This is a genomic window from Caproiciproducens galactitolivorans (genome assembly GCF_026672255.1).
Lineage (GTDB): Bacteria > Bacillota > Clostridia > Oscillospirales > Acutalibacteraceae > Caproiciproducens > Caproiciproducens galactitolivorans_A.
Window position 1 is genome coordinate 1 of record NZ_JAPOHA010000013.1, and the last position, 12,572, is coordinate 12,572.

General features: G+C 54.7%; 11 protein-coding genes and 1 riboswitch. Of the genes, 4 read left to right on the forward strand and 7 right to left on the reverse strand.

Annotated elements, in window-relative coordinates:
• Positions 1 to 215 (forward strand): hypothetical protein (locus tag OUY18_RS11765; protein WP_268058989.1); only part of this gene is annotated, 215 nt, incomplete at its 5' end.
• Between the two features lie 622 nt (positions 216 to 837).
• Here OUY18_RS11765 and ychF read toward each other — a convergent pair.
• The 3 genes from ychF to OUY18_RS11780 form a co-directional block, all read right to left on the reverse strand.
• The gene (gene ychF / locus OUY18_RS11770; protein ID WP_268058990.1) at positions 838 to 1,932 is read right to left on the reverse strand and encodes a redox-regulated ATPase YchF; all 1,095 of its coding nucleotides are present in this window, start codon (positions 1,930 to 1,932) and stop codon (positions 838 to 840) included.
• A 336-nt stretch (positions 1,933 to 2,268) separates the two neighbouring features.
• Positions 2,269 to 4,425, reverse strand: a complete 2,157-nt coding sequence (locus tag OUY18_RS11775; protein WP_268058991.1) for a Tex family protein — start codon at positions 4,423 to 4,425, stop codon at positions 2,269 to 2,271.
• A gap of 28 nt (positions 4,426 to 4,453) precedes the next feature.
• On the reverse strand, positions 4,454 to 5,236 hold the full coding sequence (locus OUY18_RS11780; RefSeq protein WP_268058992.1) for a heparan-alpha-glucosaminide N-acetyltransferase: 783 nt from the start codon (positions 5,234 to 5,236) through the stop codon (positions 4,454 to 4,456).
• Between the two features lie 196 nt (positions 5,237 to 5,432).
• On the opposite strand from OUY18_RS11780, the gene OUY18_RS11785 reads away from it, so the two are divergent.
• From OUY18_RS11785 to thiT, 3 genes are all read left to right on the forward strand, one after another.
• The gene (locus tag OUY18_RS11785; RefSeq protein ID WP_268058993.1) at positions 5,433 to 5,828 is read left to right on the forward strand and encodes a thioesterase family protein; all 396 of its coding nucleotides are present in this window, start codon (positions 5,433 to 5,435) and stop codon (positions 5,826 to 5,828) included.
• A 5-nt stretch (positions 5,829 to 5,833) separates the two neighbouring features.
• Positions 5,834 to 6,493 carry an HAD hydrolase-like protein gene (locus OUY18_RS11790; protein ID WP_268058994.1) on the forward strand — a complete coding sequence of 220 codons (660 nt, stop codon included), beginning with the start codon at positions 5,834 to 5,836 and terminating at the stop codon, positions 6,491 to 6,493.
• A gap of 92 nt (positions 6,494 to 6,585) precedes the next feature.
• A riboswitch (TPP riboswitch) is annotated at positions 6,586 to 6,698 on the forward strand.
• 79 nt (positions 6,699 to 6,777) lie between these two features.
• On the forward strand, positions 6,778 to 7,347 hold the full coding sequence (thiT, locus tag OUY18_RS11795) for an energy-coupled thiamine transporter ThiT (protein WP_268058995.1): 570 nt from the start codon (positions 6,778 to 6,780) through the stop codon (positions 7,345 to 7,347).
• Between the two features lie 826 nt (positions 7,348 to 8,173).
• Here thiT and OUY18_RS11800 read toward each other — a convergent pair.
• The 4 genes from OUY18_RS11800 to OUY18_RS11815 are packed head-to-tail and all read right to left on the reverse strand — an operon-like array spanning position 8,174 to position 12,485.
• The gene (locus tag OUY18_RS11800; protein ID WP_268058996.1) at positions 8,174 to 8,440 is read right to left on the reverse strand and encodes a (2Fe-2S) ferredoxin domain-containing protein; all 267 of its coding nucleotides are present in this window, start codon (positions 8,438 to 8,440) and stop codon (positions 8,174 to 8,176) included.
• A 5-nt stretch (positions 8,441 to 8,445) separates the two neighbouring features.
• A complete protein-coding gene (locus OUY18_RS11805; protein ID WP_268058997.1) occupies positions 8,446 to 10,137 on the reverse strand; it encodes a [FeFe] hydrogenase, group A in 1,692 nt (563 codons plus the stop codon).
• 4 nt (positions 10,138 to 10,141) lie between these two features.
• The gene (locus OUY18_RS11810; protein WP_268058998.1) at positions 10,142 to 12,016 is read right to left on the reverse strand and encodes an NADH-quinone oxidoreductase subunit NuoF; all 1,875 of its coding nucleotides are present in this window, start codon (positions 12,014 to 12,016) and stop codon (positions 10,142 to 10,144) included.
• Positions 12,009 to 12,485, reverse strand: coding sequence for a complex I 24 kDa subunit family protein (locus OUY18_RS11815; RefSeq protein WP_268059055.1), 477 nt, complete (start codon positions 12,483 to 12,485; stop codon positions 12,009 to 12,011). The genes OUY18_RS11810 and OUY18_RS11815 overlap by 8 nt, the downstream gene beginning before the upstream one ends.
• Positions 12,486 to 12,572: the final 87 nt, after the last annotated feature.

Here is a 12,572-nt window from a genome sequence, read left to right on the forward strand (position 1 = left end):
CTGTTTCGCTTTTTGTACAGGGGTATTTTTCGAATTTCGCAATGAGCCTGATGACGTTGTATATGGAAAGAAATCCGTATACGGCGTTTTTTTATGCCCTGTATCGGGCGGCGGGCGTTCACCATTTCATGAGACGGGTATTTTGGGTGCACCGCTTTTCCATATTCCCGCCGCCCGATCTTAACAAGCGTTCGCCTCTTTTTCACCTCGTGTGAATATAGACCACAAACTCCGGCCTCCCGGCAGCCGCATTGCCGGGAGTAAGGCCGGAAGAAACCGGGCGAACGGTTCCCCGAACTCTCCCCCCTAGGAGAGTAGATTTGTCGGCTTCCCGGCGACGGGCACTGTGTGTCCACCGCCGGGTGTAAGTCCGACATTTTTTATTATATTTACCCTTGGCTAAACGCACAGCGTTATATTTTGGGACAGTCCGAACCCGTTTCTTTGTTTATAACATCGAATTACAGGAATGATTTAGTCTGCCCTCAGGCCGGGCAGGCCCCTACTTTCGGAATCGTCCGAAAGTAGGCAAAGGACGAGCAGGGGGCTTTTGAATCCCGGCGAGAGGGTTCCACAACAGCCCCCTGCACTCCTGAGGTATCCCCAAAGGGTCTTTGGGGTACACGCATTCTATGTGGTTTTCATTGACGTTCCTCTGAGGTAGCTTAGAGAAAAAGGTACCTCATTTAAAACATGCGTGCAGGCTCAGCCTGCCCGGCGAGGGTTCCCCACACAGAAACAGTCTACTGGACTGTTTCTGCTCCCTTCCTGCGCTTTTAAAGGGCAAGGGGACATGGGGCGCCGTCCCAAACCCTGCAAACTTTCGATTTATTTGGCTTATACGTTAAACCGGAATAGGACAATGTCGCCGTCCTTCATAACATATTCCTTGCCTTCGGAGCGCACAAGGCCCTTTTCCTTGGCGGCGGCCATGGTTCCGCAGGCCATCAGGTCGTCGAAGGAAACCACTTCCGCGCGGATAAATCCGCGCTCGAAATCCGTATGGATTTTTCCGGCCGCCTGCGGCGCTTTCGTGCCCTTTTTGATCGTCCATGCGCGAACCTCCGGCTGGCCGGCGGTCAGGTAGGAAATCAGGCCGAGCAGGCTGTAGCAAGCGTTGATCAGGCGGTCGAGCCCGGATTCCTTCAGGCCCATGTCCGCAAGGAACAGCTCCTTCTCGTCCTTGTCCATATTGCTGATTTCCGCCTCGATTTCGGCGCAGATCGGCAGAACGCCGGCATGTTCGCTGTCGGCAATTTCCTTTACCACCTTGAAATATTCGTTATTTTCAATGCCGCCCTTGAAATCGTCCTCGCTCACATTGGCGGCGTAAATCACGGGCTTGTTGGTTAAAAGGGAAACGGAGCTGAGAAGCTCGGCCTCGTCTTCGGTGCATTCCACACTGCGCGCGGATTTTCCGGCATCGAGCGCTTCCTTCACGCGGAGGAAGAAATCGTATTCTATCTGATATTTCTTGTCCGCCTTAATCATCTTCTGGGTCTTTTCAATGCGGCGGTCCAGCACTTCCAGATCGGACAGAATCAGTTCCAGATTGATCGTTTCAATGTCCCGCTTCGGGTCAATGCTTCCCTCCACATGGATGATATCGTCGTTGACAAAACAGCGCACCACATGGACGATCGCGTCGGACTCGCGGATATTCGCAAGGAACTTGTTGCCCAGCCCTTCGCCCTTGCTCGCGCCGCGCACCAGACCGGCGATATCCATAAATTCAATCGTCGCGGGCGTATATTTTTCCGGGTTGTACATCTCCGCCAGCTTATCCAGCCGTTTATCCGGAACCGCCACCACGCCGACGTTCGGCTCAATCGTGCAGAACGGATAGTTTGCGGACTGCGCGCCCGCGTTGGTAATTGCGTTGAAAAGGGTACTCTTGCCAACATTCGGCAAGCCCACGATACCAAGCTTCATTTCTGTTTCCCTCTTTTATATATGATTCAATTTCTTTTTATTTTCCTCTCCGCTTCCGGAGCGAATATTGAAAGTTTACAGAATTTTTGGGGGCGCGACAGCGCCGATTAGCCGTTTCCCCCGCACCGCACGGCTGCGCTCCTCCACGGGATGCTGTGCTTACACTTTAAATTGAAAGTTTTGATTAAACTTTTTCAAAAGTTTACGAGGTTTGGGGCAGAGCCCCAAGCGTATCCTAGCCTTTAGAAAGCGCAGGAAGGGAGAGAAAACAGTCCGGGGGACTGTTTTCTCGTGGGGAACCCTCGCAGGGGGTTCCCCAACGCCCGCACAAAGCTTTTAAAGGGCGTCCTGTTTCATCGTCAGCGCAATGCGCTTTTTCGCCGTATCGACGGAAAGCACGCGCACCTTCACCACGTCGCCGACCTTCAGCACCTCGCCCGGGTGCTTGATGAATTTGTCGCAGATCTGCGAGATATGCACAAGGCCGTCCTGATGCACGCCGATATCGACGAACGCGCCGAAATCGATCACGTTGCGCACTGTTCCGGTCAGCTCCATGCCGGGCTTTAAATCCTCCATACTCAGTACGTCGGTACGGAGCATCGGGGCAGGCAGTTCGTCACGCGGGTCGCGGCCGGGGCGCAGAAGCTCCGTTACAATGTCCCGGAGCGTCGGCAGGCCGATCCCCAGCTTTTGGGCGGCGGTTTCCTCGCCGATTTTCCCGACGCGGTCTTTCAGTTCGCCGATTCCGCTCTGTTTCACGCTGTCCAGATCGTAGTCGCAAAGGGAAAGCAGAGCCTTCGCCGCGTCGTACGATTCCGGATGGACGGCGGTATTGTCCAGTATATTTTTGCTTTCGCTTACCCGCAGGAAGCCCGCGCACTGCTCGAACGCCTTCGGCCCCAACTTCGGCACCTTTTTCAGTTCGGTACGCGAATGGAACGCGCCGTTTTCCTCGCGGTAGGCGACGATATTCTTTGATACGGCGGCGGAAATGCCCGCCACTTTTTCCAGAAGGGACGGCGAGGCTGTGTTTAAATCCACGCCGACGGTGTTTACGCAGTCCTCGACCACGCCGCCGAGCGCCTCGTCGAGCTGCTTTTTCGGCATATCGTGCTGGTACTGCCCCACGCCGATTGCCTGCGGGTCGATTTTTACCAGCTCCGCCAGCGGGTCCTGCATGCGGCGCGCGATGGAAACCGCACTGCGCAGGGTAACGTCGTATTCCGGGAATTCCTGCGCCGCAAGCTTGCTCGCGGAATAAACGGAAGCGCCCGCCTCGCTGACGATCATATAGGAGACACCGCTGTGCAGCTCCTTAATCACGTCGGCGGCAAACATTTCGGTTTCCCGCGAAGCCGTTCCGTTGCCGATCGCGATCACTTCCACCTTATGCTTTGAAATCATTTCCATAATGACCTGCTTTGCTTCCTGCACCTTTTTTTCGGAATGGGTCGGGTAAATCACGCCCGTGTCCAGCACGCGGCCCGTCGGATCGACCACCGCGACCTTGCAGCCCGTGCGGTAGCCGGGATCAAGCCCCATGGCGACGCGGTTTTTCACCGGCGGCTGCATCAGAAGCTGGCGCAGGTTCACGGAAAAGACCTTGATTGCCGCTTCGTCGGCGGTTTCGGTCAGTGAATTGCGGATTTCCCGCTCGATGGACGGGAAAATCAGGCGGTCATAAGCGTCCTCCCCCGCCTGCCGAACGGCTTCGGAACAGGGATTTTCATTCTTCACGAAGGTGGATTCAAGAATATGCAGTCCGCGCGGGCGGTCAAGGTCAATATTCACCTTTAAGAAGCTTTCGCGCTCGCCGCGGTCAATGGCGAGGATGCGGTGGCCGACAATTTTATTGCATGGCTGGCGGAAATCGTAATACTGGGCGTAAACGGAATCCTCATCCGGCTTCGCGGCTTTGGAAACCACGTCCCCCTGCGCCATAGTGACCACGCGCAGGCGTTTGCGGATGCCCGCGTCGTCGGAAATGCGCTCGGCGATAATATCGAGCGCGCCCGCAAGCGCGTCCCCCGGCGTTTCCACGCCCAGCTCCGCGTTCACATAGGCTTCCGCCAGATCGATCGGGTAGGGCGAATTCGGTTTCTGCTCGAAAATCGCGTTTGCAAGGGGTTCCAGCCCCCTTGCCTTTGCCACGGACGCGCGGGTTTTGCGCTTCGGGCGGAACGGGCGGTAAATATCGTCGATTTCCGAAAGCGTTTCAGCGGCGGCAAGGGCGGCGGCGATTTCGTCCGTCATGCAGTCGGCGGCGGTAATCAGGCCGGTGACTTCCTCCCTCCGCTTTTCAAGCGAGCGCAGATATTCCAGCCGTTCCGCAATGTTCCGGAGCATCTGGTCGTCGAGCGAACCGTGCGCCTCCTTGCGGTAACGCGCGATAAAGGGAATTGTGTTCCCCTCGTCGATCAGTTCGATCACCTTCTGCACCTGCCACTGCTGTAACTGAAACTGCTGCGCCAATATTGAAACAAAATCCATGAAATCCCTCCGAAAGATCGTATTCTATTTATGTATGAGTTATGAGTTTAACGACGGCGGAAACGGCGTAGCACACACCGTAAATCACCGGTTGATGAACAATATAAATGATCAGGGCATGCCGCCCGATCCAGGAAAAAAACGGGATGCGCGACGGATAGAAACACGCGGGGAAACGCCCCTGCGCGGCCAGCTTGCCGAGGAACGTGCCCGCCGCGAAGACAAAAATCCACGGGAACAGCGCGAAATAGTCCGCGCTCCGGAACGTACCGCTGTAAATCCCCAGCGGCGCAAGCCGGTTCGTCTGGTAAAGCGACTGCGGAAGCGTTACGCCGAGCTGCGGGGAAAGGCCGAGGTATCCGCTCGAAATCCCCATGGTGCAGAGATACAGAACCGCGCAGACCGCGACCGCCGCCCACGAAAAGCGGAACCGGTCGGCGACAGGCTTTAACAGGCCGTAAAGAATCATGCAGACCGATAAAAAATGCAGGATGCCGAACACAATTACTTCTTCCGGCACCGCAAGGTAGGTAATCAGCGTAATGGCGAGCGCCACGCCCAAAAGCTTCACGCCGCGTACCAGGTTCGAATGCGAAAGGTTTGAGGAAATGCCGGAAATCAGCATAAACAGCCCGGCGTAATATGGTTCGGCAGGCATAAAAAAGTTGAGCAGAATCATGCCCGCCCGGAGATTGTAAAGAAAGGCCAGCGTGTAAAAGCCATGGTAAAAAACCATGCAGAAAACCGCGAACCCGCGCAGCTCGTCCAATAAATGAATCCGCCCGCGCCCCGCGCCCGAAATTTGAGGCATCCGTTCCCCCCCTTAGAGAATAGCAAAAACTGATCAGGCATCGTGCCAGACAAAGCGGCAAGTATTCGTGGAGGAGCGCCGCTTATTTTTATTTATTAATCCGGCGGATTATGTTATAATATAAACAATGTCCGGTTTTCCGCCGGAAATCCATCCGCTTATTTTTTATTATATCATGATACAGGAGGCAATTTCAATGAAAGAGACAAAATTGACCCGCGAATACACCGTCACGGAAGACATGCTGGCCGTCAATTTCGGCAGCGGAAGCGTGCGTGTTCTTGCGACACCGAAGGTTGCCGCTTTTTTTGAAGGTACAGCCGCCGAACTGGCGCAGAAATCCCTTGAGGAGCCTTTTACCACCGTCGGTTCCGTTATTACCGTTGAACATCTTGCCCCCACCGCCCTCGGCTGTAAGGTAAGCGTTACCGCCGAACTGACCGAAATCGACGGCCGCACATACCGCTTCAAGCTGGAGGCGTACGACAACGCCGGGCTGATCGCCACCGGCACGCACGAGCGTGTAAGCGTTAAAAAAGACCGCTTTGAGGAAAAGGCGGAAGCCAGAAAAAATACGGCAAGGCAGGGTTGAATACAATGAAACCAGCATACGATTTAATTTTATTTGATTTAGACGGCACCCTTACCGATTCCGAACCGGGCATCACCTCCTGCGTAAGGCATTCCCTTGAGAAAATGGGCTTCCCGGTTCCCAGCCAGGAAAAGCTGCGCAAATTTATCGGGCCGCCGCTCTTTTACAGCTTCGTGAACTTCTGCGGCATGACCCCGGAACAGGCGGAAAAAGCGACCGACTATTACCGCGAAATCTACAATGTAACGGGCGCGTTCCGGAATGCCCCCTATCCCGGCATCATTGAGCTTTTAGAGGACTTAAAAAGCGCGGGCGCAACGCTGGCCATCGCGACTTCCAAGCCGGACAATATCACATACCGCGTTCTGGATTATTTTAAGCTCACGCCCTATTTTTCCCATATCGCCTGCCCCAATGAGTCCGAGCACAGCGGCGAAAAATACGTCCTGCTCGAGTCGTGCCTCCTGCACTGCGGGGTAAAAGCCGAAAACGCCGTCATGATCGGCGACACGCACTTCGACATTGAGGGCGCGCAGCGGGCCGGCACCCATTTTATCGGCGTGCTGTACGGCTTCGGTTCCCGGGAGGAAATGGAGGAAAAAGGCGGCAAAGTTTTCGCGCGTGACCGGGCGGAGCTGAAAAACCTGCTCCTGATTCCGGACTGAAACACGAAATTTGACGAGTGAAAGCGAAATTTTGGATATGCTTCACAATAAGCTTGACAAAGCAATCGATCCAATGTAATATATATTATTGAACTGAATCACAGGGGCGCTGAGTAACCTCGGCTGAGAGAAAATGAACGGACGTTTTTGACCCTTAAACCTGATCTGGATAATGCCAGCGTAGGAAATTTGTTTTTTAACGCTCCAGCGGAATCCGCGGAGCGTTTTTTCTGTTTCCCGGGTATTGTTTTTCGGTTCAAAATTTACAATTTCCGGAGGTAATTATGAAAAAGAGCAATACCGTGATTCTGGTCGAATGCGCTCTGATGATCGCCATGTCGACCGTACTGAGCATGTTCAAGATTTTCGAGCTGCCGCAGGGCGGCGCGGTGACCTGTGCGAGCCTTGTGCCGCTGGTTCTGGTTTCGTACCGCCACGGCCTGAAATGGGGCGTCGGCACCGCGTTCGTACACAGCCTGCTGCAAATGCTGATAAAATTCAATCCGCCGCCGGCAAACAGCTTTGCCGCGTTCGCCGGAGTGGTGCTTCTGGACTACGTCCTCGCGTTCACCGTGCTGGGAACCGCGGCGTTCTTCGGCAAGCTGTTTAAAAACCGCTCCGCCAGCGTCGCTTTCGGCGCGATCGTCGTTACCTTCCTGCGTTTCCTGTGCAGCTTTGCTTCCGGCATCCTGATCTGGGGCAGCTACGCGCCGAAGGGCACGCCGGTCTGGATTTACTCCCTTACTTATAACGGAAGCTACATGCTCCCCGAAGGGATTCTCACCGCTGTGGTCGCCGTCATCCTGATTAAAGCGCTCGACCGCGTAGAGCACCGCACCCCGTCAAAAGCTTAATGATAACCATCATTCTCCATAGAAAAGACCCGATTGCGCGTGATAAACGCCAATTGGGTCTTTTCCTTTTTGTTCCCGCGAAACATATCAGGGGTGGATGGAAACAAGAATTGTTCTTTGTCCGTGATGCGCACAGCGCCATATTTTTGGGCAGACCGAACCTGCTTCTTTGTTTATAACATCGAATTACAGGAAATGATTTAGTCTGCCCTCAGGCCGGGCCGGCCCCGACTTTCGGAATCGTCCGAAAGTAGGCAAAGGACGAGCTGGGGGCTTTTAAATCCCGGCGAGAGGGTTCCATAAAAGCCCCCTGCACCCCGGAGGTATCCCCAAAAGGCCTTTCAGGCACACGCATTCTATGTGATTTTCATTGACGTTCCTCTGCGGTAGCTTAGAGAAAAAAGTACCTCATTATAAGAGTACGTGCAAGCTCAGCCCACCCGGCCTGAGGGGCAGACTAAACCATTTCTGTAATTCAATTTTATGAACAAAGAATCAGATTCGACCCGTCAGAACAAAGTCAGAAACGATTCACAAAGGAACGAATATCAGTACAATTCTAAAAGGAAGAAAACTTGCGTACAGGCTCAGCCTGCCCTTTCGGGGAACCCCCGGCGAGGGTTCCCCACGCAGAAACAGTCCGCCGGACTATTTCTGCTCCCTTCCTGCGCTTTTTAAAGGCAAGGGAACGCTTGGGGCTCCGCCCCAAACCTCGCAAACTTTTGAAAAAGTTTGATTAAAACTTTCAAGTTGTTCAGCCGGCCTACTGCCCGGGGAAAGTCAAAAAAGGCGCAGGGTTTTTACCCCGCGCCTTTTTTATTCTTTATCAGCCTTTCGTTTTCTTCTTATGAAATTCCGGGAGGACATTATCCTCAAAAAAAGCCTTGGCGGTGCTGCCGGTAACGCTCTGCGGCTGGCCCTCGCCGATGCTTACGCATACGCCCTGACCCCCGCATTTTCCCATACAGAAAGCGGCCTTCACTTTTACCTTGTCATACAGTTTGTATTTTTCAATCAATTGCTGAAAAACAGCGATGATGTTATAACTGCCTTTCAAATGGCAGGAGGTCCCGATGCAAACGCGTATGGTCATAACGATCACCTGTTTCCTTTTTGATAATCTACGTGGAGAAGCTTATGTACCTTGCCTTTGAGCAGGTCGGAATACAGAGACATCACCACCGGATTTTCCTCCGAACGCTTGATGCTGCACATCTTATCCGCCGCATACAGGCCCGCGCCGCGTTTTTTCTTGCCTTCCGCGTCGGTAATCGGCTGGCCCGCGCCGCAGACGCAGCCGCCGGGGCACGCCATGACTTCCACGAAATCATACTGCGCTTCGCCGCTCTTCATGCGCTGAATCAGGTCTTCCGCGTTTTTCAGACCGCTGACCATGGCAATTTTCAGCTCGCGCTCGCCGTAGGGCACCGTTGTTTCCTTCACGCCCTGCATTCCGCGCACGCCGTTAAACGCGATGGAGCGAAGCTCCGCGTTCGACTTATCTTCCGCAAGGCGGCGGATAACCGCTTCCGTAACACCGCCGGTCACGCCGAAGATCACACCTGCGCCGCTCTTGCCGCTGAACGGCATATCAATGGCTTCAGACTCCAGCTCGGAGAAATAAATGCCGGATTCCTTAATCATCTGGATTAATTCCTGCGTTGTAATGACATAATCGACGTACGGCACGCCGTCTTCCTTGAATTCATCCCGCGCCGCTTCGAACTTCTTCGCGGTGCAGGGCATAACCGCCACAACCACCGTCCTGCGGCGGGAATGCTTGTTTTCCTCTTTCAGAACAGAACCGAACATTTCCATCGGCGAACGGCAGGTGGAAATATTGGGGAGCAGTTCCGGATGCTTCTTTTCCGCGTACTGAATCCACGCCGGGCAGCAGGAGGTAAAGAGCGGCAGGTCTTCCCCGCTCTCGAGGCGCTCGAGGAACTCGTTCGCTTCCTCCATTACCGTTAAATCCGCGCCGGTCGCGGTGTCGTACACCTCGTCCGCGCCCATGCGCTTGAGCGCGGCAACAATCTTGCCCATTAAATCCTCGCCGGCCTTCTGTCCCAGCTTTCCGCCGAGGCCCACGCGCACGGCGGGGGCAATCTGCACAACGACCTTGGTCTTTTTATCATTAAATGCCGCCCAGATATTTTCCGTTTCCTTCTTCACCACGATCGCGCCCGTCGGGCAGACGGCGGCGCACTGGCCGCAGCCAACGCAGTTCGATTCGGCGATCGGAATATGGAACGCGGTGCTCACCGTCATCTTCGCCCCGCGCGACATAAAGTCGATCGCGCCGACGTTCTGCACCTCGTTGCACATGCGCACGCAGTCGCCGCAGAGGATGCATTTATTGGTGTCGCGCACAATGCACGGAGACGAATCATCCAGCTTCGGCTGTTCCGCTGTGTTCTGGAAGCGGACGCGCTTAATTCCGAAGCGCTCCGCCAGCTCCTGTAACTTGCACTCGCCGTTTTTCTCGCAGGTAGTACAGTCGCGGCAGTGGTTGGACAGCAGCAGCTCGAGAATCATTTTGCGGTACCGGCGCAGCTTCGGCGTATTGGTGTAGATCACCATTCCGGCTTTCGGCGGCGTGGAACAGGCGGCTTCCATCCCGCCCCATTTATTTTCAACCATACACATACGGCAGGCACCGTACACGGATAATTCGGAATGATAGCAAAAGGTTGGCAGCTCAATGCCCGCCTTGCGGATCAGGCTGAGCAGGTTTTTCTCGCCCTCGATTGCCACGGGAATATTGTCGACCATTACAAAATCTCTGCTCATTTCGTTAATCCTCCTTTACCGCATGGAACGCACAGGCGCTTACGCATGCGCCGCACTTCACGCATTTCGCGCTGTCGATGACGAATGGCGATTTAATCTGCCCGGTAATCGCCCCAACAGGACAGTTCCGCGCGCACTTCGAACAGCCCTTGCACAGAGCCGGGTCGATATAAATTTTCCGCAGTTTTTGGCAGTTTTTCGTCGGGCAGACCTTATCGTTGATATGCGCTTCGTATTCGTCGCGAAAATACTTGATGGTGCTCAGCACCGGCTGGGCGGCGGATTTCCCAAGCCCGCACAGCGCGGTTGCCGAGATGGTCTCCGCGAGCTCTTCCAGCAGTTCAACATCGCCCGGCTCGCCGTTTCCGGCAACAATCCGCTCCAGAATTTCCAGCATGCGCTTGGTGCCTTCGCGGCAGGGCACGCATTTTCCGCAGGATTCATTCTGGGTAAAGCTCATAAAGAAGCGGGCAACTTCCACCATGCAGGTGTGATTGTCCATGACAACCAGTCCGCCGGAACCGATCATGGCGCCGACTTTTTTCAGGTTGTCGAAGTCCAGCGGCAGGTCGAGATGTTCCTTTGTAAGGCATCCGCCGGAGGGGCCGCCGATCTGAACGGCTTTAAATTCCGCGCCGTCGCGCATGCCGCCGCCGATATCGTAAATTACTTCGCGCAGAGTGGTTCCCATCGCCACTTCAATCAGGCCGGTGTTCATAATGTTGCCGGTCAGGGCAAATGCTTTGGTTCCCGGGCTGTTTTCCGGGCCGATGGAACGGAACCACTCGCCGCCGTTTATCACAATTGCCGGAACGTTCGCGTAGGTTTCCACGTTGTTTAAGACCGTCGGGCTGTCGTAAAGGCCGTGCTCCACCGTGCGGGGCGGCTTTACACGCGGCATGCCGCGCTTGCCCTCGATGGAAGCGGTCAGCGCGCTGCCCTCGCCGCAGACAAACGCGCCCGCGCCGCGGCTGATTTTAATGTCAAAGCAGAGGCCGGTCCCCAGAATGCGGTCGCCGAGAATGCCGAATTCCTTTGCCTGCTCAATGGCGATGCCAAGGCGCTTTACCGCGAGCGGATACTCCGCGCGGACATAGATATAGCCCTGCTTTGCGCCGCAGACATACGCCGCAAGAATCATGCCCTCCAGCATCTTGTGGGGGTCGCTTTCCATCACGCTTCGGTCCATAAACGCGCCGGGGTCGCCCTCGTCGCCGTTACAGACAATGTATTTGTCCTTCGCCTTCTGCCGCTTCACCTGCGACCATTTGCGGGCGGTCGGGAATCCGCCGCCGCCGCGTCCGCGAAGGTTGGAAATTTCAACTTCGTGCAGCACTTCTTCCGGGGTCAGTTCAAAAAGTGCTTTCTCGAGCGCGGCGTAGCCGCCGTTCGCTATGTATTCGCCGATCGAAGTCGCGTCGATATGTCCACAATGCTCCAGCACCACGCGCTTCTGCAATTTGTAGAACGGAATGGATTCCTGATGTTTGTGGGATTCGTCTCCCTTATGGTACGTCAGCCGCTCCACACAGGTATCGTTGACTACGCTGGCTTCCAGAATTTCCTCGCAGTCTTCGGGCTTTACCTTTACGTACAGATAGCCTTTCGGCTCAACGCGCACCAGCGGGCCCATTTCGCAGAAGCCGTGGCATCCGCTTTTTTTCACGCCGACGGGGTTTCCTTCCGGTTCATGCTCAAGGTCGACCGCGCAGTCGATTCCTTTTTCCCGAATCAGCTTCATAAACGTGTCGTACAGCGCCAGCGAGCCGTTCGCAACGCAGGCGGTTCCGGCGCAGATCAGGATTTTCACTTTCTGGCGGTCCAGACGCTCCTTGTAGAATTCGCGGATTTTCTGCAAATCTTCACGGGATTTAAGCATCTGCGTTCTCCTCCTTCAGCTCTTTCAGAAGTTCCGCTGCCTTTTCGGGGGACATCATTCCCATCACCTTGTCGTTCACCGTCAATGTCGGGGCAAGCCCGCAGGCGCCGAGGCAGGAAACCGTTTCCACCGTAAACAGGAGATCGTCCGTCGTCTTTTTGGATGAGGAAAGCCCCAGCTCGCTGCGGAGCCGGTCAAGGATTGCCGTCGATTTACGGACATGGCAGGCCGTTCCGTCGCAGACTTTGATCACATACTTTCCCTTCGGTTCCAGTGAGAAATTCTCATAAAAAGTGGCTATGCTGAAAATCCGCGCTTCGCTGATTCCCAGTTTGCCCGAAAAATAGGGGAAAACGCACCGGGGAAGATAATGATACACTTCCTGTGTATCCTGAAGGATGGCAATAATGCTTCCGGGGTCGTACTGATACTTTTCAAGTATCCTGTCTAATTGGACTGCGTCACACACCGTTTCCAATTGGAATTCTCCTCTCAATTTTATTCTATTCCATACTGGAGCTGACGGGCTATGCCGCCATAATTCTGTATGTTAAAA